At 42.6% G+C, this 24,968-nt stretch carries 23 protein-coding genes; 12 read left to right on the top strand and 11 right to left on the bottom strand.

The features are described 5' to 3' along the window. Positions 1-2: 2 nt before the first annotated feature. Positions 3-2,165 carry an MFS transporter gene (locus tag GTU69_RS00935; RefSeq protein WP_166166967.1) on the bottom strand — a complete coding sequence of 721 codons (2,163 nt, stop codon included), beginning with the start codon at positions 2,163-2,165 and terminating at the stop codon, positions 3-5. Between the two features lie 183 nt (positions 2,166-2,348). Between GTU69_RS00935 and GTU69_RS00940 the strand changes: the two genes are divergently transcribed. Further along, a complete protein-coding gene (locus GTU69_RS00940; RefSeq protein ID WP_346764409.1) occupies positions 2,349-4,988 on the top strand; it encodes an ATP-binding protein in 2,640 nt (879 codons plus the stop codon). Between the two features lie 67 nt (positions 4,989-5,055). On the opposite strand, the gene grxD is transcribed toward GTU69_RS00940, so the two are convergent. Beyond that, on the bottom strand, positions 5,056-5,397 hold the full coding sequence (gene grxD / locus GTU69_RS00945) for a Grx4 family monothiol glutaredoxin (protein WP_086175639.1): 342 nt from the start codon (positions 5,395-5,397) through the stop codon (positions 5,056-5,058). A 163-nt stretch (positions 5,398-5,560) separates the two neighbouring features. Here grxD and GTU69_RS00950 point away from each other — a divergent pair, with 163 nt between their 5' ends. Then, entirely contained in the window at positions 5,561-6,772 is a 1,212-nt protein-coding gene (locus tag GTU69_RS00950; RefSeq protein ID WP_086195652.1) for an aspartate aminotransferase family protein, read from the top strand. A 54-nt stretch (positions 6,773-6,826) separates the two neighbouring features. On the opposite strand, the gene GTU69_RS00955 is transcribed toward GTU69_RS00950, so the two are convergent. The 3 genes from GTU69_RS00955 to surE form a co-directional block, all read right to left on the bottom strand. Continuing rightward, positions 6,827-7,756 carry a LysR family transcriptional regulator gene (locus tag GTU69_RS00955; protein ID WP_166166970.1) on the bottom strand — a complete coding sequence of 310 codons (930 nt, stop codon included), beginning with the start codon at positions 7,754-7,756 and terminating at the stop codon, positions 6,827-6,829. Between the two features lie 93 nt (positions 7,757-7,849). Further along, positions 7,850-8,659, bottom strand: a complete 810-nt coding sequence (locus tag GTU69_RS00960) for a peptidoglycan DD-metalloendopeptidase family protein (RefSeq protein WP_166166973.1) — start codon at positions 8,657-8,659, stop codon at positions 7,850-7,852. A 116-nt stretch (positions 8,660-8,775) separates the two neighbouring features. Next, a complete protein-coding gene (surE, locus tag GTU69_RS00965; RefSeq protein ID WP_166166976.1) occupies positions 8,776-9,546 on the bottom strand; it encodes a 5'/3'-nucleotidase SurE in 771 nt (256 codons plus the stop codon). Positions 9,547-9,656: 110 nt separating this feature from the next. Here surE and GTU69_RS00970 point away from each other — a divergent pair, with 110 nt between their 5' ends. The 10 genes from GTU69_RS00970 to GTU69_RS01015 all read left to right on the top strand — a co-directional run bounded on the left by GTU69_RS00970 (position 9,657) and on the right by GTU69_RS01015 (position 18,052). Then, positions 9,657-10,031: a hypothetical protein gene (locus GTU69_RS00970; protein ID WP_166166979.1), complete on the top strand. Its 375-nt coding sequence runs from the start codon at positions 9,657-9,659 to the stop codon at positions 10,029-10,031. A gap of 234 nt (positions 10,032-10,265) precedes the next feature. Continuing rightward, entirely contained in the window at positions 10,266-10,652 is a 387-nt protein-coding gene (locus GTU69_RS00975; protein WP_166166982.1) for a hypothetical protein, read from the top strand. Between the two features lie 119 nt (positions 10,653-10,771). Next, the gene (gene dacC / locus GTU69_RS00980) at positions 10,772-11,920 is read left to right on the top strand and encodes a D-alanyl-D-alanine carboxypeptidase PBP5/6 (protein ID WP_166166985.1); all 1,149 of its coding nucleotides are present in this window, start codon (positions 10,772-10,774) and stop codon (positions 11,918-11,920) included. 94 nt (positions 11,921-12,014) lie between these two features. Beyond that, positions 12,015-12,545 (top strand): gamma carbonic anhydrase family protein, encoded by a 531-nt coding sequence (locus GTU69_RS00985; RefSeq protein WP_166166988.1) that lies wholly within the window; start codon positions 12,015-12,017, stop codon positions 12,543-12,545. A gap of 86 nt (positions 12,546-12,631) precedes the next feature. Continuing rightward, positions 12,632-13,273 carry a class I SAM-dependent methyltransferase gene (locus GTU69_RS00990; protein WP_166166991.1) on the top strand — a complete coding sequence of 214 codons (642 nt, stop codon included), beginning with the start codon at positions 12,632-12,634 and terminating at the stop codon, positions 13,271-13,273. 118 nt (positions 13,274-13,391) lie between these two features. Continuing rightward, the gene (locus GTU69_RS00995; RefSeq protein WP_166166994.1) at positions 13,392-13,877 is read left to right on the top strand and encodes an NUDIX hydrolase; all 486 of its coding nucleotides are present in this window, start codon (positions 13,392-13,394) and stop codon (positions 13,875-13,877) included. A 4-nt stretch (positions 13,878-13,881) separates the two neighbouring features. Beyond that, complete coding sequence (gene mnmA, locus GTU69_RS01000) at positions 13,882-15,015, top strand: tRNA 2-thiouridine(34) synthase MnmA (protein ID WP_166166997.1); 1,134 nt, start codon at positions 13,882-13,884, stop codon at positions 15,013-15,015. A 16-nt stretch (positions 15,016-15,031) separates the two neighbouring features. Then, positions 15,032-15,763, top strand: a complete 732-nt coding sequence (gene hflD / locus GTU69_RS01005; protein WP_086195683.1) for a high frequency lysogenization protein HflD — start codon at positions 15,032-15,034, stop codon at positions 15,761-15,763. Between the two features lie 63 nt (positions 15,764-15,826). Beyond that, positions 15,827-17,215, top strand: a complete 1,389-nt coding sequence (gene purB / locus GTU69_RS01010) for an adenylosuccinate lyase (RefSeq protein ID WP_166167000.1) — start codon at positions 15,827-15,829, stop codon at positions 17,213-17,215. A gap of 144 nt (positions 17,216-17,359) precedes the next feature. Continuing rightward, a complete protein-coding gene (locus tag GTU69_RS01015) occupies positions 17,360-18,052 on the top strand; it encodes a DUF2238 domain-containing protein (protein ID WP_166167003.1) in 693 nt (230 codons plus the stop codon). Positions 18,053-18,306: 254 nt separating this feature from the next. Here GTU69_RS01015 and sohB read toward each other — a convergent pair whose 3' ends face one another. The 6 genes from sohB to GTU69_RS01050 form a co-directional block, all read right to left on the bottom strand. Then, on the bottom strand, positions 18,307-19,269 hold the full coding sequence (gene sohB, locus GTU69_RS01020; protein WP_166167006.1) for a protease SohB: 963 nt from the start codon (positions 19,267-19,269) through the stop codon (positions 18,307-18,309). A 52-nt stretch (positions 19,270-19,321) separates the two neighbouring features. Further along, positions 19,322-19,879, bottom strand: coding sequence for a hypothetical protein (locus GTU69_RS17015; RefSeq protein ID WP_240921566.1), 558 nt, complete (start codon positions 19,877-19,879; stop codon positions 19,322-19,324). A gap of 195 nt (positions 19,880-20,074) precedes the next feature. Next, positions 20,075-21,001: a phosphate ABC transporter ATP-binding protein PstB gene (gene pstB / locus GTU69_RS01035; protein WP_086196108.1), complete on the bottom strand. Its 927-nt coding sequence runs from the start codon at positions 20,999-21,001 to the stop codon at positions 20,075-20,077. A gap of 13 nt (positions 21,002-21,014) precedes the next feature. Next, on the bottom strand, positions 21,015-22,406 hold the full coding sequence (gene pstA, locus GTU69_RS01040; RefSeq protein ID WP_086196109.1) for a phosphate ABC transporter permease PstA: 1,392 nt from the start codon (positions 22,404-22,406) through the stop codon (positions 21,015-21,017). Continuing rightward, positions 22,403-23,782, bottom strand: coding sequence for a phosphate ABC transporter permease subunit PstC (gene pstC, locus GTU69_RS01045; protein WP_086196110.1), 1,380 nt, complete (start codon positions 23,780-23,782; stop codon positions 22,403-22,405). Before pstC ends, pstA begins: the two co-directional genes overlap by 4 nt. Positions 23,783-23,881: 99 nt before the next feature. Beyond that, positions 23,882-24,907 carry a substrate-binding domain-containing protein gene (locus GTU69_RS01050; RefSeq protein WP_166167009.1) on the bottom strand — a complete coding sequence of 342 codons (1,026 nt, stop codon included), beginning with the start codon at positions 24,905-24,907 and terminating at the stop codon, positions 23,882-23,884. Positions 24,908-24,968 lie beyond the last annotated feature (61 nt).

A 24,968-nucleotide genomic window follows, 5' to 3' on the forward strand; every position in this document is an offset into this window, starting at 1 on the left:
GCTTAGTTGGACCGTTGCTCATGTTCACGCAACAGCTTCGCCACCCACACAACCAATATTAAAATTGGAATACCAATCAGGGTGGTCATGAGGAAGAAATTTGGATAACCAATATTGGTCACGATGGTACCTGAGTAACCGCCTAAAATCTTCGGCGTTAAAGTCATCAGCGAACTAAAAATGGCGTACTGCACCGCAGTAAAAGATACACTGGTTAAACTAGACAAAAACGCAATAAATGCTGCACCTGCTAAACCAGATGCCAGGTTATCGACAATAATGGCAAAATATAACCACAGTGAACTATAAGGTTTAATGACCTTGCCACTTATTTCAACATCATCCGTCGATTGAACATTGACTGCCGTCAAAGGCTGCACATCAATATCCAGAGCTTTGGCTAAGCTTGAGTTCATATCGACAGTATAGCGATGCTGTGCGCTTAAAGTGGCTTTGTCATTATCAATCACTTCAGCCACAAGCTGTTTCGATGCTGAATTTGCCAGACTTTCTGCGGGGATAGCTGTGCTAAATACTCCACTCTTGTCCAGATTGGCGTCAAATTTTTGACCGTCCAAACTCAGGACAATTTTTTGTGTTTCATTCAAGGGCTGCCCAACATACTGGCCCCGTACCACCAGACTGTTCTCTTGTTCATTTGAAGCAATAACATTATCGCTGGTCACCGGCAGAATTTGCAGCATGCCTGATTGAGCACCTTGCTGTTGCGCATTCTGTTTTAAATAGGGAACTGTGGTCACTACTGAGGGTTGTGTATCATCTTGATATTGCACTTGAACCTGTACTGCATTGGCTTGTGCCAAAACCTGACTCGGCACTTTCAGTTTCCAGTACCCCACTTCATCCGACTGAACCTGATACTTGTGCTGACCTACCGTGACTTGAACATCATGAGTCGGCTGACCAGATTTGACCAAGCCAATAAAAATCAGGTTGGTTGAGCTTGCCAGCACTGCACCGACAAACATCAGTTTCATAATGTTCATACGCTGTGCCAGCAAGCCTCCCAGGAAACCACCGACCAGGCTGAAAATTACCCCATAAATTTTTACCGCTTCCGCAATCTGCTCTTTACTGAAGTTTAAATCCTGATAGAAAACATTGGAGATGACCCCGGCAATAATGTCTGAGATGCGATAGAAACCGATGAGCAATAACAGAACCAAAGCCAGCTTTAAGCCATAGCGTCTAAAAAAATCGGCAATCGGGCTGATCCAGGTTTCCACTGCCATTTGCTTGTTGACCGCACCCATTTTGACCAATAATGAGCCCAGCAATACGGCTACCACAGCAGATTCAACAAAGCGCAAGGTTTCAAAGCAAAACAGCAATAATGAATCGGTAATTGCAAATTGTGCCTTAACAGATTCGGTTAGAGTTCCGGAAAAAATATAGCTCAATACAAAGCCAATCACGGCAACAAAAAATACGGCCACCAGACGATAGTAATCACTACTCTTATAATCTTTATAAGTGCGATCAACCTTCGGTTCACGAATCACTAAAGTGGTGATAATTCCGACCAGCATGACTGCTGCCATAACCAAATAAGTGATTTTCCAGGCGCTATAAATATAGTTTCCCTTAGCCGTTCCAAGTGAGGCCGCAAGGAACAAGGCACCTGCACCGGCCACAATCATCCCGATGCGATAACCTGCATTATAAGTCGAGGCAAGCACTGTCTGCATTTCAGTTTCTGCAAGCTCAATACGATAGGCATCAATCACAATATCCTGAGTTGCTGCAGAGAAACCCAGTAATACAGCTCCTGCTGCCATCTGATACAAATAGCCCTGACCAAGTGCTGGATTAGAAAAAGCCATCATACAAATGGCACTGATAATTAAAACTTGTGCAATCAGCAACCAGGCCCGACGTCGCCCCAGCTTTTGGGTCAAGAATGGCACCGGCAACTCGTCAATTAAAGGTGCCCAGACAAATTTGAATGAATACCCCAGGGCTGCCCAGCTAAAAAAGGTTACTGCACTTTTTTCAATGCCGGCTTCACCCAGCCATAAGGACAGACTGGAAAAGATCAAAAGAATGGGAATACCGGCTGAAAAGCCTAAAAACAGCATGATCAATGCACGACGATCGAGAAAAGCAGTAAAGGCAGATTTCCACCCTGTAGATTGTGTTGTCATTACGTTGTTTTTTTCTGCAAAACTGAATGCTGCTATTCAAACGCTTAATAAGTTCAGTTTCAACAATAATTGTGAAATCATTATTTTATTTTGTCGATAAAAACGACCTGCGCGCTTGAATTTTTCAACTAAACCTGTATACCTTAAAGCTCTATTGCAATATTTTAGTTTTGGATTTAAACAGTGCCCCAAAAACTCGATCAAATGAATTCTTCATTATCTGCAACAACTACAGTGACTCAACCAGACCCTCTACAAAGCAGTTTAATTTCAGCATTCGATCAACCGGAAATTCAAAACACCCTGACCAAAACAAAGCTTCAACCCAAGCAACTGACGCATATTCCCAATCTTGAAAAAATTCCTGCGTCAACACGAAGAATCAAACCGCTCAATGACTTTCTTGGGCAAGATCGAGCACGTGCCTCGGTTGAAGCAGGCATCGCCTTGCCTTACTCGGGCTATAATATTTTTGCAGTCGGTACAGCAGGCTTAGGTAAACGCACCATGATCAAGCGTTTACTGCAACAGCATGCCAAGACCATGCAAACCCCGAATGACTGGGTCTATGTCAACAATTTCAAGTTTCCCCGTCAGCCGATTGCACTTGAACTGCCACCAGGACAAGGTCCTAAATTCCAGGCTTTGCTGCATCAAACCTGGCAAACCATCTTAAAACAGCTGGAACGGCGCTTTACTGCGGAAACCTATCACAACCGTATTGAAATGATTCGCGAGCAAACTGGCGATGAACAGCAATCGGCCTTGGTCGAACTGACCAAAGAAGGTGCAAACTTTGACTTAAAACTGATTTCGCAAGATGATGAACACTGTTTCGTGCCAGTTCATCTGAAAAACAATGAATATCAGGAAATGTCCAAAGAAGACATTAATGCCCTGGATAGCAAACAGCGCGCAGAAATTGCTGCAAACATTCGCTACATGAATAAAAAACTGGAGCGCTTGGGCCTACATTTAGGTGATCTGGAAGATGATGCACGCGATCAGGTCCAGCATCTCAACCGTGACATTGCTAAACAGGTGGTGATGCCGCGTATTGATCTGATTCAGAACAAATATCCCGATGTCGATGGCCTGACCGAATATCTGCAATATTATGCGGAAGATATTATCAATAATGTAGAAATTATTCTCGAGCAAGAAGAGGATGATTTTGCTCCGGGCATCTTTAGTCGCGTACCTTCACGTTATCAGGCCAACATCATTGTTTCCTACAAACCCAATAGCGGTGCGCCGGTGATTTTTGAAGACTTCCCGACCCACTACAACTTGTTAGGACACGTGGAACAGCTTACTCAAAATGGTACCATCACCACCGACTTTACCCTGATTCGTCCGGGTTCACTACATCGGGCGAATGGCGGTTTTCTGATACTCGAAGCTGAACAACTGCTGGAACAGCCTTATGCTTGGCAAGGTTTAAAACGTGCCCTGAAATCTGGGAAATTAAAGCTGTCCTCGCTGGAACATATGCTGACCTTAACCGGCAGCATCTCCATCGAACCACAAGCGATTCCATTAAATATTAAAGTGATTTTACTTGCAGAACCTGAAATTTATTATGAAATTTTAGAACTGGAACCTGAACTCGGCAGCGTGTTTAAAATTCGTGCCGACTTCACCGACACATTACAACGTAATGACATTAACGAACAAGCCTATATACAATTGATTGCGGATTATGTACAGGCTGACAAACTCTTACCTTTCGACCGCTCTGCGCTAGCTGCACTACTCACCGACTCAAGCCGTCAGGCAGAAGATCAAAGTTCCTTGTCATTACATGCCTTAACTTTGGGGGATCTGATCCGGGAAGCGCATCATCATGCAGCACAAGCCGGTGATAAAACCGTTTCGGAAAAACATATCAATACCGCACTTGATCATCGCAAATATCGCCTAGGTTATTTACGTGAATTGTACTGGCAAGATTTAACGCGTGGCACGCAGTTAATCGAAACCAAAGGCCACCGTTTGGGTCAAATTAATGCCCTGTCGGTGATTCAGTATGCCGATGTCGAATTTGGCTTGCCTTCGCGTTTGACTGCATCAGTCTATCAAGGTGGCGGTGACATTCTGGATATCGAGCGTAGTGTCGAACTGGGGGGCTCACTGCATGCCAAAGGCGTGTTGCTGATGTCGAGTTTTCTGAAAGCGCATTTTGGTCGTGAACAGATGCTGCATTTTTCGGCTGCCCTCGCCTTTGAACAAAGTTATGGTCAAATCGACGGTGACAGCGCAACCGTAGCTGAGCTTTCCGCGCTCATTTCTGCCATTAGCCAGTTACCGATTGACCAGTCTTGGGCCATTACCGGCTCCATGAACCAGTTGGGTCAGGTTCAACCAATTGGCGGTGTCAATGCCAAAATTGAAGGTTTCTATGATGCCTGCAAGCTGCAAGGCTTAACGGGCAAACAGGGAGTGATTATTCCGCATCAAAATATGGAACACCTGATGTTACGTCATGATGTGATTGAAGCTGTAGCCAAAGGTCAGTTCCATATTCATGCCATTGAAACCATTGACCAGGCTCTAGAAATTTTAATGGCACGTCCTGTCGGCACACTGAATAAAAAAGGCCGTTACAGTAAAGGTTCCATTTATGCAGCAGTCATGGCGCAATTAGAATATTGGCAGGCGCTTGAAGATGGTGCTGAACTGGAAGAAGAACCGAAGAAAAAGAAAAAAAAGAAGAAAGACAAGAAAAAAACCAAAGGTGAAGCATCTACCAATCAAGCTGTAACCACTGCAACGGTTGAGCCGAAAGCCAATGAGCAAGACCCGCTCACAGAAAAAGCATGATTTTTTTCTGAGATATAAAAAAGCGCCTTAAAGGCGCTTTTTTTTAATTCAACTTCACATCACTGAATTAAGCTTCAGGTGCCGGGCTGTACTGTTCGACCAAAGGTTTTAACTCACCTTTTTGGAACATATCCAGCATGATATCGCTACCACCAATCAATTCACCATTGATCCACAATTGTGGGAACGTAGGCCAGTTAGCAATTTTCGGTAAAGTTGCACGGATATCCGGGTTTTCCAAAATGTTGACATAAGCAAATGGACGACCAATTTGACTGAGTGCTTCTACTGCACGTGCAGAGAAACCACATTGTGGAAATTGTGGTGTACCTTTCATGTAAAGTAATACTGCATGTTTAGCAATTTGGTCACGAATTAACGCTTCAGTATCGCGTACTTGTTCAGTCATTGATAAATCCTCAACTAATCTGCCTCGCATTATACCCAAAACTGGAGGAAACAGTATGTCTAAAGCAATAATTCCATTTTTATTTACATTTGGGCTTTTAATCTGTCCTGGATTTTGCTTATATAAACTTTTATTTTTCCCTCCTAACAGATAAGAGTTAGTCATGAATAACATTACCCTTGCTCCTGTGCAAACTGATCAACCATCTCATTTGATGCCGGTATTTGGCCGTCAGCCGATCAGCTTTGTCCGAGGACGAGGTTCTTATCTTTATACTGAAGATGGTACTGAATATTTAGATGCATTGACCGGTATTGCAGTGTGTGGCTTGGGTCACTCACACCCTGCGGTAACTGAAGCAATTGCTGAACAGGCAGCTACCCTGATTCATACCAGCAACATTTTTGAAGTACCTTGGCAAACTGCTGCTGCACAAAAACTGGCTGAAGTTTCAGGTATGGAAGAAATTTTCTTCTCGAATAGTGGTGCAGAATCAAATGAAGGTGCAATTAAAATTGCGCGTAAATTTGGTCATATGCAAGGGGTAGCCACACCTAAAATCATTGTTGCAGATCATTCTTTCCACGGTCGTACACTGGCGACCCTGTCAGCAACGGGTAACAAAAAGGTTCAGGAAGGTTTTGCACCTTTGGTTGAAGGTTTTATCCGTGTGCCATTTGGTGATATCGAAGCAATTGAAGAAGCGGCCATCCATCACCCAGACATCGTGGCAATTCTGGTTGAACCGATTCAAGGTGAAGGTGGTGTAAATACTGCACCTCAAGGTTTTAGCTACCTGGAAGAAATCCGTCAAATCTGTAACCAGCACAACTGGCTGATGATGCTGGACGAAGTTCAAACGGGTAATGGCCGTACCGGAAAATACTTTGCTTACCAGCATACCAATATTGTTCCCGATGTACTCACTACTGCCAAAGGGCTAGGCAATGGTTTCCCGATTGGTGCGGTGATGACTCAAGGCCGTGGCGTCGGTGTTTTAACTGCCGGCAACCATGGTTCAACTTATAGTGGTACTGCTCTGGGTTCACGTGTGGTTTATACGGTTATTGATACCATTCAAAAAGAACATCTGGTTGAAAATGCCGCAAAAATGGGAAGTTATATCGTTGAGCAGTTAACCCAGCAACTGGCTGATCAAAATATTAGCGTTCGTGGTTTCGGTCTGATGATTGGTATTGAGTTACCAAAAGCCTGTGGCGAATTGGTCAATGTGGCACGTGATGAATATCATTTAATTATCAATGTGACTGCAGGTTCTGTAATCCGTTTATTACCGCCACTCAACATTAGCCAACAACAGGCTGATCAGTTGATTGAACGTCTGGTTAAAATGATCAAGGCTTATTTAGCTTAAGCCTTCAACCCAGTCTAAAAAAGCCGCTAATCGCGGCTTTTTTATGCTTCATTTTTATGAAACTGCCTGGTAAATTCTTCCGCCGGGTAACTGGCTAAAGTATTGTTTTAATGCATCCAGACAACGATGAACCTTCATGGGTTGCTGATCTTTTTTTGCCGTGATGGCATATAAAGTGAAATTTTCCAGTTTCCACTCTGGTAAAACCTCCACCAGAGCACCATTCATTAAATCCTTTTGTACATCCAGATATAAAATTCGTGCAATACCATGCCCTTGCAAACATAATGATTTTGCAACCAGGACATTATTGGTACTTAAGCGTGATTTCATTTCCAGATTCACTGTTTTATCTGACGCCGCATGTTGAAATGAAAAATGTTGATAATTTTTCATAATATTGATTGGAATCAGGTCATGATGGTTTAAATCTTCAGGCCGCGATACAGGCGCCGACTGATTCAAATAACTTGGAGAAGCCACCAACACCTGCTCTACCAGAGCCAGAGGCATCACATTCAAATGATGATCTTCTATTTTTGGGCTCATGCGTAAAGCGATATCGATACGCCCTTCAAGTATATCAATATATTGATTATCGGCTTCTAAATGGACTGCTAAACCACGATGTGCCTGCATCCAGTGAGACAATGCAGGAATCACATGATTGGCACCAAGTTCCGGGGTTGTAGCAATGCGTAAATCCCCCACCAAGTCATCGCGTAACTCGTTGATACGGATTTTCCCACGCTCTGCAGCGGCAAGCATTTCTTGACAGCTGTGGAAAAAAGCCTGTCCAGCTTCAGTCAAATTCAATTTTCTTGTAGATCGATGTAGAAGTGTCACTTCCATTTCATTTTCTAAAGAACGAATTTGCTGACTCACGGCGCTGGTCGTGATTCCTAACTCACGTGCAGCACCGCTAAACGAGTTTTTTTCAACAACACAAGCAAACACACCCATTGCTCGAAGTTGATCTAACATAAATTTCCCTCTGAACTTATAATTACTTTATCTTTCCGATAAAAGCAACTCATTGTATTATACGGCGAAATTTATGTTTTGTATTTGTAAAATTTAATTTATTGGTAAAACGATGGTCGGATTGATAGGTTTACCATTTAAACGCACCTGAAACTCCAGCATAGTACGATTTGTACCCGTTGAACCCATTTCAGCAATTTTCTGCCCTGCAGTCACATTCTGGCCACTGCTCACATTCATTTTGCTGTTGTGGGCATAAGCGGTAATGTAGCCATCGATATGCTTGATCAGAACTAAATTGCCATATTCTTTCAAACCATCAGCCGCATAGACTACTTGACCATCAGCCGCAGCAAAAACCGCATCTCCAGTATTACCACCATAACGAATACCCTTTACATTTGCAGCCACATTAAAGTTTGCAATGACTGCGCCATTACTTGGTTTTACCCAGCGCAAAGCAGAGACTTTCGAAGATGCTACGGGGGCAGTCGCCGTGGTTGCAGGAACTGTAGTTTTAGCCGGTGTAGTCGGAAGTTGAACGGTTTGACGCTGAATCGGTGCGGCTTGGGTCACCGCTTGTGTAGTGGTAGTGCGACGTGAGCCTGAATCTTTTAAACGTAAAGATTGACCGACATAAATGCGATAGGGTGGCGCTATATCGTTCATATCGGCAACACTGGTATAAGACAGACCATAACGTGCAGCAATTCCGCTTAATGTATCTCCAGATCGAACCGTATAGTAATCCGGTGCAGCCGCATAACGTGTCGCATTATGAACTTGTGGTTTTGAAGCACAGCCACTCAAAATGGCTGTGGCAATAACAGCTGTAGACAAGACCATGGTTTTCAACAAACCCACAGGCGCAGCAAATAAGCGATATGGTGACACCAAGTGCATTAATCTTCCTCTCTACACATTAAGTCTATTTATTGGTTTGCACTAAGATTAGCAAAAAAGCATCTGAAAAATAGGGGCAATTCTGCTTTTTCACAAAGTTATAACACTACTGGGCATTATTTGGAAAACTCTGCATGTAATGTGTGCAAAATCTCATAATTTGTCGCATCCATTTGAATCGGCGTAATGCTGACATAGCCATTTGCCACCGCAAAAAAATCCGATTCTATTTCAGTTAAACCTTTTTTAGGTTCAGCGACAGCCTCACCTGACAAACCAATCCAATAAACCTGACGTCCACGTGGGTCTACATGACTGCTAATCGGTTTAGATTGACTGCGACGTCCCTGATAAGTAATTTTCGAACCTCTCAATTCAGATATATCTGGAATATTCACGTTAAAAATATGACGTGGCGGTAAAGTCGGCAATCCCTGGGCAATAAAATCATGCACCCATTTTGCTGCTACGGCATAATCATTTGGATTGTCATAAGAACGGACATTGGGACCGGCCATGGAGACGGCAATAGCCGGTTGTTTCATTAGGCGGCCTTCGAAGGCGGCTCCGACAGTACCAGAATAAAGCACATCATCGCCCAGATTTGCCCCACTGTTAATTCCGCTGACCACCAGATCAAATTCAAAATCAAATAAGCCGTTCATGGACAGATATACACAATCTGCAGGTGTTCCATTGACTGCCCAGACATCTGCTGAAATTTGAACAGGTCGTAAAGGACGATCTAAGGTAAGTGCACTGGAAAAACCACTGCGTTCACTTTCAGGAGCAACGATGACTACACGACCAAGCGGAGCCAGGGCTTGAGCCAAGGCCTGAATACCGGGAGCAAAAACGCCATCATCATTGGCAATTAATATATTCACTTAAACATCTCTTAACGGTTAAAAATGACTAATCAGAACATTTGATTGAATTGTATAGAAAATTATATATATTTGACGCTCAACATCCATTCAAAAAGTGTGATTTAAAAATGACTAAAAGCATATCATTTCGTGGCTTATTGGGGTTAGGCATTGCGGCATTATTATCTTCTACTGTGTTAGCCAATGACGGTTTATCTCTGGAAGAAGCCAATACAATTGTGAAAGAAGACCTTGCTTCAACTCAAGTGATGGCTGAAGTATGCCCTGCCATTATTGGTAAAAATGCAAAATTTGATCAAAACATTCAACTGTTGATTAAAGCTTATCTGCAAGACTATTCAGATCAATCGATGACTTTTGATAAAATTCAAGCAGATTCAGAGTATAAATCTGTCCTGGAGGAAGCTCGCCATGCTGCAAAAGAAACCAGTAAAGATGAACAAAAATCGGTTTGCGAAGATGTTGTAAATTATCAGGTTTGATCATTCGGTCTTGTTTTATATAAGTTATCTAAAATATTAAACCTCTTATTATGACCACAGGCATAAAGCAGATTCCTCTTTATGCCTTTTTTAATCCTTTGCTGTTTTCATATTTTCTTGATGAACGTCATCATTTTCAACAGCTTTAATACATTTGTGTACTTACAATTACCCAAAATACCGTTAATCTTATTTTTATTATTGTGATGTTTTTAAATCATTCAGGTCTGTTTAATGAAATTATCTATGCTTAAACCGCTTTCTTTGGGACTGTTAACCACTGCTGCCATGACCCTGTCTATGATTCATGCAGCCACACCAGATGAAAATATTGAAGTGACGCCACTACAAAAAGTCACCCAGCAAGAGCTAGCAGCCATTTATGTACTTTCAGAAGTATGTCCAGATTTAGTGAATGATCGCGCTCAATTTGAACAAGGTTATGCCAAGCTGGCACAAGAATATTTACCTGCCGACAATAATGCGGTTTCGAGCCTGGCTAAACTCAGCCAAGAGAAAAAATTTGAGCCTGTTTTAACTGAAGCACGTAACGATGCAAAAAAAGCTGGAGATGCAAAAAATCAGGAAATTTGCCAAGAACTCACCACATACAGCAAATAACACAAATTGGTTACAATACTTTTGAAAATAAGCTGATTTCCCCCATAGAAGTCAGCTTTGCTTTGTCCTAAAATGCAAAGCTCTTTGTGCTTATTATTAAGATATTGGAACCACCCAGAATGACCCACAAAAGCGCCCTTGCTGCATTATTACTATTGCCGAGCTTCACATACGCAGCAACTGTCTTATCTGCACCGCCAGAACTCAATAATAAATCTTATGTTTTAATGGATTATGAGACAGGGCAAATCCTCGCATCAAAAAATGAAAATGAAAAATTAGCACCTGCTTCAATGACCAAGATGATGACCAGCTATATCATCGAACAAAAGTTATTGAGCGGTGAACTAACTGAAAATGAAAAAGTTCGTATGAACGAATCTGCGTGGTGTCGTGGTAGCAGCACGGAATCATGTATGTATGTCCCGCTTAACGGGACTGCAACAGCACTAGAAATGCTGCGTGGGATTATCATTCAGTCTGGTAACGATGCCTCTAAAGCCATGGCAGAACATATTGCTGGCAATGAAGGTACCTTTGCGCACATGATGAACCAGGAAGCAAAACGTATTGGCATGACCAATACCAGCTTCATCAACGCAACGGGTATGCCTGCCGAAGGTCACTACTCGACTGCCAAAGATATGGCAACACTTGCGCAACATATCATTCATGACAGTTCAAAATATTACCCAATCTACTCTGAAAAAGAATTTACCTTTAACAGCATTAAACAGGGTAACCGTAATGCCTTGCTTTATACAGACCCAAGTGTAGACGGTTTAAAAACCGGTCATACTGAAGAAGCTGGCTATTGCTTAACCACTTCCGCTAAACGTGGCCCAATGCGTTTAATTTCCGTGATTTTTGGCGCACCAAGCATGAACGAACGTGCCTCACAAACACGTGAAATTTTGGCTTGGGGTTATGCAAACTTTGAAACTGTTAAGGTTCAACCTGCCAATCAGGTTTTAGCCAAGTCAAAAGTTTGGTATGGCAAAAGCAATGATGTTCAAATTGGCCTGCCTGAAAACTTTAACGTGACCATGCCTAAAGGCGAAGCCAATGCCATTAAAACCCAATTGGTGGTTCAACCTAAACTGACTGCACCGTTGAAAAAAGGTCAAGTGGTAGGTAAATATGTAGCTACTTTAAATGGTAAAGTGATTGCGGAAAAACCGCTTGTTGCTCTTCAGGCAGTTGAAGAAGCTGGTTTCTTTGCAAAAATGATTGATCACATCAAACAATTCTTCGCAAACTTGTTCTAAGTACAGCTTTAGACTTAAGTTAAAGCATCCACACTTCGGTCTGGATGCTTTTTTATTTTATAATGCTTGAAAATTGACAGACTGAACCCCTCACATGGCTAAAAACATTCGTCCCTATTTAAATACAGCACCGCAAGTTGATGACTCATGTTATATCGATGATATGTCAGTCGTCATTGGCGATGTGGTACTTGCTGAAAATGTTTCGGTGTGGCCTTTTGCCGTGATTCGTGGTGATGTCAATCATATTCATATTGGCAAAAACTCCAATGTGCAGGATCATGCCATGCTGCATGTCAGCCATAAAAAAGCCGATAAACCTGAAGGTTCACCTTTAATTATTGGCGAAGATGTGACGATTGGCCATCATGTGACTTTACATGGCTGTACCATTGGCAATCGGGTATTAGTGGGGATCAACACCATCGTTTTAGATGATGTGGTGATTGAAGATGACGTGATGATTGGTGCAGGCTCATTGGTTCCACCACGCAAACGTCTGGAAAGTGGTTATTTATATGTCGGCAGTCCGGTACAGAAAGTTCGTCCGCTTACAGAGAAAGAAAAAGAATTTTTGCCTTATTCAGCAAGACATTATGTGAAAGTGGCAGGGAATTACCAATAACGGTCAGAGTTTAATTTCGCTAGTTCGTTCAGTTCAAGGCATGAACTTTACAGGTTCAATTTTCTCTAAATTAAGGATGTCACACCATGAGCAAAAAGCATTGGGAAGATGTCTATCAGACTAAATCTACTGATCAAGTCAGTTGGTATCAGGAACAGGATCAAAAATCTTTAGAACTGATCCAGAGATTAAGAGATAAACATAAACTTGATTTAACTGCGCAGATTATTGATGTGGGAAGTGGTGCGTCGTTATTTATCGATCAACTTTTAGAGCTTGGATTTAAACATATCCATGTATTAGATCTCTCCCGGACAGCTTTGGAAAAAACCCAAACCAGACTACGGGAGAAAAATCTGCATGCAGAACAGATCACTTGGCTGGTAGAGGATATCTGCACCGTCACGCTTCCCGCCAATTATTTTGATTTATGGCATGACCGTGCCGTATTTCATTTTATGGTCACAGCTGAACAACAACAGCAATATATTTTCAACCTAAAAACCTCTTTAAAAAAAGGGGGGCATCTAATCATGTCCAACTTTGCTGAAGATGGCCCAACCCAATGCAGCGGTTTAACTATTCAGCGTTATAGCATTAAAGAGTTACAAGAAAAACTCGGTGCCGATTTTCATTTAATGCATTTTGAACATGATATTCACCTGACCCCGTGGGGCTCAGAACAGAAATTTCTACATAGTGTCTGGGCTTACCAACCCAATTCCTGATGTATTTTCACCGTGCAAGTGATCATCAAGAAGGTGGATTAGAAAGAAAAAGCCCTGCAACATAGCCACCGAGCGCTAAATTTTGTAGAATACCCCTTTTATCCCATGGTGCTTTTCTATGACCGCTTGGACTGCCCACGTTACCGTCGCTACTGTTATTGAAAAAAACGGAAAATTCCTGTTTGTTGAAGAACATACTCAAGGTGTGACACATACTGTATTTAACCAGCCGGCAGGTCATGTCGAATGTGGCGAAACGCTGATACAGGCGGCTATTCGTGAAACCATGGAAGAAACCGGGCATGATGTAGAAATTACAGACCTGCTTGGCATATATACTTATACTCCCCCAATGTTCCCTGACCGTACCTATTTCCGTTTTTGCTTTTTAGCCACAGATCTGCATCATCATGCCGATGCCAAATTAGATACAGGAATCGTGGGTGCCGTCTGGATGACATTGGACGAACTGGAAGAATCTGCACGCGCACGTAGTCCCTTGGTGATTAAAGCCGTCAAAGATGCCCTATCCGGTCAAAAATATCCTTTATCGCTCGTTTATGAGCACCAAAATTCTCCCTTATTTACAACTTTGGATGCCTAATCCTATGCAACAACGTGTCATCGTCGGTATGTCTGGTGGTGTAGATTCTTCTGTTTCTGCAGCACTCCTTCTTCAACAGGGTTATCAGGTTGAAGGACTTTTCATGAAAAACTGGGAAGAAGATGACGGCACGGAATATTGCACGGCCATGGAAGACCTTGCCGATGCGCAAGCTGTGTGCGACAAAATTGGCATCAAACTGCATACCGCCAATTTTGCCATGGAATATTGGGATCGTGTGTTTGAGCACTTCCTGGCTGAATATGCGGCTGGTCGCACCCCAAACCCGGATATTTTATGTAATAAAGAAATCAAATTTCGCGCCTTTTTAGACCATGCCGTGAATTTGGGTGCAGACTTTATTGCGACCGGTCATTACTGCCGTCGTGGTGAAACCATGACCAACTCGCGTGGTGAAGAATATGCACCTTTGTTACGCGGATTTGACCAAAACAAAGACCAGACTTATTTCCTGCATGCGGTACATGGCCGTGAAATTAACAAGACTTTGTTCCCTGTCGGTGAAATTGAAAAGCCACAAGTGCGTAAAATTGCTGAAGAACTGGGTCTGGCAACTGCAAAGAAAAAAGACTCCACCGGAATCTGCTTTATTGGTGAACGCCGTTTTAATGACTTTTTAAAACAATATCTTCCAGCCCAACCCGGAAAAATTTTACTGGATACCGGCAAAGAGGTTGGTGAACATCACGGCTTAATGTACTATACGCTCGGTCAGCGCGGTGGTATCGGCTTAGGTGGTCTGAAAGGCGAAGCCGAAGGCGCCTGGTTTGTGCTTTATAAAGATATTGAAAACAATCGCCTTGTTATTGGTCAGGGTCATGAGCATCCACTCATGCAAAGTACTATACTTTGGAGTGAAGCAATTGACTGGGTCGCGGGTGAGCAGAATATTCCAGTAACAGGTTTCCGCTGTACGGCTAAAACCCGTTATCGCCAGCCGGATCAGGCTTGTGTCATTTATCAAGATGCCAATATGCCAAATGGCGTACGTGTTGAATTTGACGAACCGCAACGTGCGGTGACTCCAGGACAAAGTGTAGTGTTCTACGCAGATGAAGTTTGTTTAGGTGGCGGTGTGATTCATCATACCAATGCACCAAAACCTGATTTTATTTAAAAAGGAAGCGATAGGCATGGCTGAGTTACCCTTTCAACAGCCTCGGACTTTGAATGTACGTCAGAACCGTGCTTTGGCGTTGGCAGCTGTGTTCCAGTCAACACAGCTGACCCATATGACAGCCATGTCAGGACAACACAGTATTGGTGAAAATGGTAGCTTCTATTTAGAACAACTGATTAAAGCCAGCCTGAATATCCGTCCTACTTCCAATGAATCCTGTCAAACCCTAGACTTTTTTAATCAACTGGCCGATATTTCCCTTGGCTTAAAAACATTAGAAAGCAGTATTACCCAACCCTTTAATCCTTCTCCTAAATCACGTTTACCGAAATTTTCCAACGCCAAATTGCCAATGAGCTATGCCATGGCGTTGTTACAGTTAGAGAAAAAAGTCTATAGCAATCCCAAATTTGTTGAAATTATTGAACAATCACAACAAAAAATTCTAAAACAGCTGTCTTTTTTCGATAATAACTATCTGCATCCCAGCATTATTGCTAACCTTGCCCAAACCTATATAGACACTGCCGGACAAATTAATCCGCGGATTATGGTCAAGGGCAATGCCGAAGCATTTAAAGATAGTGCCCATACCAACCGAATTCGCGCTTCCCTGTTTACTGGCCTGCAACTGGCGCACTTATGGCGTCAGTTAGGTGGCAGCTCATGGGGCATGATTTTTAGCAAGCGCAAACTGCTCCAGGATATTCAAGATCTTGCCCGTTTACAGTATCAGGTAGTTTAACCTGATCATGAACGAATTTTTATTATTCGCTTTACGTTTAATTCCAAAGTTTAAGGAATCGCTATGAACGCTTTAACCGCACTTTCTCCATTAGATGGACGCTATGCTAGCAAATGTGATGCTTTGCGCCCTTTCCTCTCTGAGTTTGGTTTAATCCACGCTCGTGTGACTGTTGAAGTACGCTGGTTACAAGCGCTTGCAAACCGTCCTGAAATCACTGAAGTTCCTGCTTTCAGTGCAGAAACCAATGCTGCGCTTGATGCAATTGTTGCCAACTTCTCTGAAGACAATGCCAACCGCATTAAAGAAATTGAACGTACCACAAACCATGACGTTAAAGCAGTTGAGTATTTCCTTAAAGAACAAATTGCTGATATCGAAGAATTGAAGAATGCCGGTGAATTCATTCACTTTGCCTGTACTTCTGAAGACATCAACAACTTGTCTCATGCTTTAATGCTGAAAAATGGTCGTGAAGTTTTAGTTGCTGCAATGCAACAAATTATCGACTCAATCGTTGCTTTGGCTGAAACTCATGCTGAACAACCAATGTTGTCTCGTACCCATGGTCAAACTGCTAGCCCAACCACTTTGGGTAAAGAAATGGCGAACGTTGCTTACCGTTTAGCGCGCCAAATCAAACAGTTCAAACAAGTTGAACTTCTAGGCAAAATCAACGGTGCTGTAGGTAACTATAACGCGCACTACTCTGCTTACCCTGAAATCAACTGGCCTGCTCATTCACAAGCATTTGTTGAATCTTTAGGTTTACAGTTTAACCCGTACACTACTCAAATCGAACCACATGACTACATGGCGGAACTTTTTGATGCGTTACGTCGTTTCAACACGATTTTGATCGACTTTAACCGTGACATATGGGGTTATATCTCGCTTGGTTTCTTCAAACAACGTTTGAAAGAAGGCGAAGTGGGTTCTTCAACCATGCCGCACAAAGTCAACCCGATCGACTTCGAAAACTCTGAAGGTAACCTGGGTATTGCCAATGCAGTTCTTGCACACTTGGGCGAAAAACTTCCAATCTCTCGCTGGCAACGTGACTTAACTGACTCTACTGTGCTTCGTAACATGGGGGTTGGTTTTGCGCAAAGCTTGATCGCATTCGAAGCTTGCTCTAAAGGTATTGGCAAACTTGAATTGAATGCACAGCGTATTCTGGAAGATCTTGACCATGCTCAAGAAGTGCTTGCTGAACCAATTCAAACGGTAATGCGTCGTTATGCAGTTGAAAAACCATACGAGAAATTAAAAGCCCTGACTCGTGGTCAGGCCATGACTCGCGACATGATGGTGAACTTCGTAAATGGTAACGAGCTGGAAGCCGTTCCTGCTGCTGACCGTGCCCGTCTGGCTGAAATGACTCCTGCAACTTATACAGGTAATGCTTCAACTCAAGCGAAACAGATTAAGGATTTAATTTCTAAAATTTAATTCGAAATAAATCTAAAAAGCGAAGCTTCGGCTTCGCTTTTTTATTAGAATAGAATCTGTTGATAATTCATCTATGTTTGTAACCACATAAGCCATTGATAAAATTTCAGCACTTCCTATAAAACTTTGCCAATACAAGAAATAATGATTGAACATCAATTGAATATCAAACACTGGGTTGCTCTTGCAGTACTCACTATTGCGGTAATCATCGCCAGTATCCATCCTTTAGAATTTGAAGCATATCTACTGCATCAAGCCGGTACCGTGTTTATGCTGGTGCTGCTATTGTTTACCCAAAAAAAAATTGGCATGAGTTTTTATAGTTTTGTGCTCTATCTCATTTTTTTACTGATCCATATTATCGGTGCACATTACCTCTATTCCTATGTTCCCTATAACGAATGGCTAATTCAGCTGTTCAATTTTGACCTTAATCAATCGATGGGCTGGTCACGCAATATGTATGACCGTCTGGTGCATCTTGCCTGTGGTGTACTGCTCTACCCAGTGTTACTACGGCTGTTTCATGTATGGCTGCCTGAGGCCAAACCCTTCACGCTATTTTTATTAGTCGTGCAATTTATCATGGCCACCAGCTTAATTTATGAATGGCTTGAATGGCTGATTGCCATTGGTTTATCACCAGAGGAAGCAGAAAATTATAATGGGCAACAGGGAGATATGTGGGATGCACATAAAGATATGCTGCTTGCAACAGTCGGCGCTGCAGGCTATGGCCTTCTTGATTTATGTTATAAAAGCTTAGCTAAAATACCGCAACCAGAAAGTGACCACACGTCCAAGGATAGCATTCAGGCAAACAGGGAACCATGAGTCAGCTTCAGCCTCCCCCAGCTCTACTTTGTCAGCCATTTTTCAAGCAGAATACTATTTACTCCCAATATACTGAAACCGGATCAGTAAATCCGTTGCAGAAGTGGTTCTACGCTAAAGCATAAAAAACCTGTGCTCATTTATTTTAATTTCCTCATAAGGGGGGATCAAATTGAATCGGATATTAAGCTACAGTCAGTCAAAAAAATTGCGCTCATCAGAGCGCAATTTTAAAATCAGCAAACAGCTTTCAATTAAAGTTTAGGGTCACGCATTTGTAGCAAATTTGCATTGGCTTTACTCAATGATTCCATCACTTTATTCATCACTACAGGGACTAGACCGTCAGCTATTTGCGCGGCTTGTAAACCCAGCTTTTCACCCAGTGTCGGTTTACGTCGAGTTTCAATCACAAAGACTTCATGTTGTGGCAATAAAGCAAGTAAATATTCATCTGAAGTTTGCAGCTTATCTACCAGATTCAATTCAAGCGCATCTTTTCCATACCAGTGCTCACCAGTTGCCACTTTTTCAACATTCAACTGCGGACGATACTTTTCAACAAAGTGCTTAAACAGCTCATGCGTCTGCTGTAACTCTTGTTCAAATTTGGCTTTACCTTCAGCGGTATTTTCACCAAACATGGTTACGGTACGTTTAAACTGACCTGCGGTATAAAGTTCAAAGTCGATGTGCTTTTCTTTCAGCAGACGGTTAAAGTTTGGTACCTGTGCAACCACACCAATGGAACCGACCACGGCAAATGGTGCAGATACAATTTCATTGGCAATACAGGCCATCATATAGCCACCACTGGCTGCGACTTTATCGACACAGATCGTCAGGTTAAAACCGGCATCGCGCAAACGCACCAGCTGGGCAGCTGCCAGACCATAGCCGTGCACCATACCGCCCGGGCTTTCCAGACGTACCACAACACGGTCACGCCCTGCTTTTGCAGTGGCTAAAATCAGGGTAATTTCTTCACGCAAGTTTTCTACGGCAGAGGCTGCTGTGTCACCTTTGAAGTCAAGCACATAAATTTTTTGATTATTCTTTTTACGTAAACGCGCTTCTTTTGAAAGCTGTTGGGCAAGATGCAGTTGTTCCAATTTAGATGCAGTCGCTTGTGCAATTTTTTTTCGTTGTTCATTTACACGTGCGTTTAAATGGTTGATACGGATTTCAGCGGGTAATTTGGGGTTGTGAAATAACATAAAAAATCTATTCTCAGTTTAATTCGGTTTATATCTTTAGATTAGGTCAATTTCAGCATTTTTCAATAGTATTATTACGATTGCGTTTAGCTTGTTCACATCGAATCAACCCCTTATATTGTGTCATAATAGCTTTCACCGCGAATAAACGAAAATACAGCCAAAACCATCCCGAATATAACACCCCTATAATGACCGCATTGATTGGCCACCACGTCTGAATAAAGAAATTACCACGTCTTGAATTTTCAATTGGTGTGATTATTGAATACATTAAAACAAAGAATATAATCAAAAAAATGAGAAAGAAATACTCCCCAAAGCGTGTATGCAACAAGGGGAATTTACCTTCCTGTTGTGCTTTTTGATAACGATATAGTTTAACTTCAACATTTGCTCTAATGTAGGCACGCCACTTTTGGCCAAACTCAGTATTATATTTTTGTCTTTTCAATAAAAAATAAAGGACAAAACCCATCAAACTCGACAAAATCACAAAAATATCATAAAGCCATCGATGGTAATTTGTCATGCCGCGGCTTTGCGACGTTAGAAACAGGCCATCATAATCAGGGATCAAAACTGCAATGACTATACTCAGCCCAACCATGAAAACAGCAAAATATGATCTATATACACTGTGCCAAATACGATTTGAAACACCTCTTTTAAGGCACGACGTGTGATTTTAGCGCGCTCTCGCTCTTCAAGTGTAGGCTGCATTCTTGTTTTATGGTTGGATTCTTAATCTGTTAATTATAACGAAAAAAGAGCCTTACGGCTCTTTTTAGATATGGTGTTCAGATTAACCGAAGCGACCAGTAATATACGCTTCAGTCAATTGGTGATCTGGCTGAGTAAAGACTTTTTCAGTCGAATTGACTTCAATCAAGTCACCCAAATGGAAATAGGCAGTACGGTCAGATACACGTGCAGCCTGTTGCATCGAGTGCGTTACAATCGCAATGGTATATTGGGTTGAAAGTTCTGAAATCAGTTCTTCAATTTTAGCCGTTGCAATTGGGTCCAGCGCTGAACATGGCTCATCCATCAGAATCACTTCCGGACTCACCGCAATAGTACGCGCAATACATAAACGCTGCTGCTGACCACCTGAAAGACCTGTACCCGGCTGGTTTAAACGGTCTTTGACTTCATTCCACAGCCCCGCTTTATGCAGGCTATTTTCCACAATTTCTTCCAGGTCGTATTTATCACGCGCCAAACCATGCAGTTTAGGACCATACGCCACGTTATCAAAAATTGATTTCGGGAATGGGTTCGGTTTCTGGAAAACCATACCAACCTGTGCACGCAGTAAAACCACGTCCAGATTCGGGTCATAGATATCCTGATTATCAAGCATGACCTTACCGGTCACGCGACAGGTATCAATGGTGTCGTTCATACGGTTTAAGGTACGCAGGAAAGTTGATTTACCACATCCCGATGGACCAATAAAGGCAATCACTTCATTTTCATAGATATTGATGTCAATACCTTTAATGGCTTCTGCTTCGCCATAGTAAACATGGACATCTGAAGTACTTATTTTAACATTCGATGTTTCATTTTCTTTTTTCGTTGAAGTATGAGTATCGAATTGAGAAACAAATGAAGTACCAGGATGTTTTTGATCGACTTCGGGAGCGATAAACTGTTTCTGTTCTGGATTCACGGATTCATCCTGTTCTAAGGAATTTGCTTGTGTCATAGCTGTTACAGTATTCATATATTGTCCTCACTTACCAGCGCACTTCAAGTTTCTTACGTAACCAGATGGCAAGGCTGTTCAAACCAACCATCAGCGCCAGTAAGACAATAATTGCGGCAGCAGTACGTCCTTCAAAGAAGTTACGTAATTCGTTACCCTGCCATAAGAAAATTTGTACCGGTAATGCAGTAGATTGATCGAGTGGTGTCGCTGGCACGCTTGCTACAAAAGCACTCATCCCAATCAAAAGTAAGGGTGCGGTTTCACCGAGGGCTTGTGCTACCCCAATAATGGCGCCAGTTAAAATACCAGGAAGCGCCAAAGGCAGCACGTGATGAAATACCGTTTGTACACGGGAAGCACCCAGGCCCAATGCCGCCTGACGAATGGATGGTGGCACTGCTTTCAGTGATGCACGTGTGGTAATAATCACGGTTGGCAAGGTCATCAGACTCAGTACCAGACCACCGACCAATGGTGCAGAAAGGGGTAAATGCATCCAGCCAATAAAAATTGCAGCGCCGAGCAAACCAAAGACAATCGAAGGAACAGCTGCCAGGTTATTGATATTCACTTCAACAACATCTGTAATCCAATTTTTAGGCGCAAATTCTTCAAGATAAATAGCTGATGCCACACCAATCGGAATCGAGATAAAAATCACGATCAGCATCATGAACACTGAGCCCATGAATGCACCTGCAAGACCAGAAGTTGCAGGTGAGCTGCGTGAGTCCGGATTGGTAAAGATATTGGTATTAAAGCTATTCTCAATCACACCTTTGGCTTTTAAATCATCGGCAAGCTGGCGAATTTCAGGACTAAGCTGTTGCTGGTCATCAGGTAAACTGCGATCAATATTACCTGCTAGCCATACATCGACATTGGCATCGGCCAGAATCTTGATCTCTTCTTTTTTGCCAATCAGTGTTGGATCAGCCATTACCATATCACGCAAGCGATAGGCCTCTGAACTGGTATACAAAGCGGATAAATCATCACGTTTTGAGGCAATTGAAGGATCTTTTGCAATCATGCCATTAACAATCAAGGCATCCCAATCCACCATGCCCATTTCGGTTTGCCAGGCAATGGTACGCTCTGCAAACTGGGCTGGAGATTCACCATCCTTCTGCGTAGGTTTTGCACCCACCTGAATGATGGCAGGATCGAAATAGACCGGTACAGAGAGACTGCTTTGCCAGAATGCCGGTAAGCCTTTCGCTAAAATACTTCCGAATAAAAGCACCACAAAGAACAAACCTGTCACAACTGCAGAAAAGCCTAAAATACGGAATGTCTTTTCTTTACGATGACGTTTGGCTAAAGAACTGGCAATTCTCTGTTTACGTTTTTCGCGTAATTCAGCTGCAGCTTGTGGGTCAAAGCTTTGCCCCATAGAAGATGTATTTGATGTACTCATTCGTATTGCTCGCGATATTTACGCACGATATACAGTGCAACAATGTTTAAACCTAACGTAATGACAAACAGCGTTAGACCTAATGCAAATGCCACCAAAGCTTGCGGGCTGGCAAAGTCGGTATCGCCGGTTAACTGGTTCACAATGGTAATAGTAACTGTAGATACGGCTTCTAGCGGATTGACATGCAGTAATGGGCTGTTCCCTGCTGCCAGAACCACAATCATGGTTTCACCAATCGCACGTGATGCGGCAAGTAGGAATGCGCCAATAATCCCCGGCAGTGCAGCAGGCAGAACCACCTGACGAATGGTTTCAGACTTGGTTGCACCCAGCCCTAAAGAACCATCGCGTAGTGCACGTGGCACCTGGGTAATAATGTCATCCGACAATGAAGATACAAATGGAATAATCATGATGCCCATGACAAAACCGGCAGTTAAGGCACTGGTTGCATTAATGTGTAGTCCAATGCTTTCGCCAAGCAACTTGAAGAATGGGCCAATCACCATCAATGCAAACACGCCATAAACAATGGTTGGAATACCGGCTAAAACTTCAATGGCAGGTTTTGCCCAGGCACGAAAACTTGAAGGTGCATATTCAGCCAGATAGATAGCAATCATCAGTCCAACAGGAACCGCAACCAATAAGGCGATTCCGCTCACCATCAGGGTTCCCCAGATTAATGGCAACAGGCCATAACTGCCTTCTGCATTTCCAGAAGTACTAAATCCAGGGTTCCATTCCGTACCAAAAAAGAAATCGATCGGACTTACAAAATGGAAAAAGCGCATGGCTTCGCTAAACATCGAAAGTACAATGCCGATGGTGGTTAAGATGGCCACACCGGAACATAGAGCCAAGCCCCAATTAATGATTTTTTCAACCTGGTTACGGGCACGATATTGCTGGGCAATGCGCTTTTTAGCCATCACCAGACCCGCCAAAGCGGCACAAATCACTAAAGCCAATTTGGCAAAAGAACTAATCGTTTCAATTTTCGCGAGTTGCTGTGCGGCTGCAATTTCATAGGCTGCGGCTTGATCACTCACACCAAAACCCGAAGCAATCGCTTTAACACGATCAATGAGCACTTCTATGCCGGCACGATCCAATGTCGCTGCAACGTTTGCAGGGACATTATTTAACACCACATGGCGCAGAATGTTCGGTTCGACAATATTCCAAACCAGTAAAATTAAAAAAGCAGGGATACCACACCATAAAGCCACCAGTGCCCCGTAATAGCCAGGACGCGAGTGCAACTTTGCAGTGTTATTTCCCTTACCTGCTAGGTTACGGCTTTTTGATAACCCGATTTGATAGGCGATGGCAATTAATGCCAACAACACGCCCATAAGTAGCAGATTCATGTATTCTCCAGCATTTTTCAATTTTCATGCTTTGAAAAACTTGTCTATACAAAAAAGCCGAAGGTAGAAATTATTCTACCGTCAGCTCATTTATCCTAATTACTTAACCGCTTTACCGGCTTTCAAATTTGCAAGAACTTTGGCACGTTCTTTGTCTGACATAGAAATCAGACCAGCTTTTTCCAGTTTAGAGCCTTTACCTGAAACTTTCTTGTTCAGGAAGTACTCAGAATACTGTTGTAAGCCTTTGATTGATTTAAGGTGCTCACCTTTTACGTAGAAGTACAATGGACGTGATACCGGGTAAGAACCATTTAGAATAGTTTTCTCTGATGGGGTCACATTGTTCACTGTAGCTACACGTAATTTGTCACGGTTTTGGTCATAGAAACCTAAACCAAACACACCTACTGCACTTGGAGAAGTTTTTAAACGTGCAAGTGTTTCAGTATAATCGCCAGAAATTTCAATGACTTTTCCGTCTTTACGGAAATTTGAACATGCTTTCTTCTGAGCATCTTTGTCTAAGTTTTTGAAGTATGCGTAAGATTCACAACCTGCTTCAACCATTTTTTCCTGGAACACTTCACGTGTACCATGGTTAGAAGCTGGAATTACCAATGTAATTGGTTCATTTGGAAGTGCTTTGTCAATTTGATTCCAGCGTGTATACGGGTTTGGAACCAATTTGCCTTGTGAAGGCAACTGTGCAGCCAGTGCAGCAAATACATGTTGTGGACGTAATTTATAAGCTGCTTTCTTTGAGTTAGATGCGAATACAATACCGTCATAACCTACTTTAACTTCGATTACTTGGTTTACGCCAGCTTTTTTACATGCAGCCAATTCAGTATCTTTAATTTTACGAGATGCATTGGCGATGTCGATGGTATTGTCACCTACACCCTGACAGAATTGTTTTAAACCGCCAGATGTACCACCAGAACCAACAACTGGTGCTTTAAATTGCGGGAAAGTATTACCAAATTCTTCTGCTACAATACTTGCATATGGCAAAACAGTTGAAGAACCAGCAATCTGGATGGTGTCACGAGCTGCATTTGCTGTTGTTGCTACAGCTGCCCCTGAAAGTGCTAAAGCAAGTGCGATGTGGTTTAAGCGCATTCTTTTCTCTCTTCAATAGATGCAATTTTGAAGTACGCTACTTTTTATAAAGTTTTGTACT

Origin of the sequence: Acinetobacter sp. SA01, from assembly GCF_011319235.1 — a bacterium.
Taxonomy (GTDB): Bacteria; Pseudomonadota; Gammaproteobacteria; order Pseudomonadales; family Moraxellaceae; genus Acinetobacter.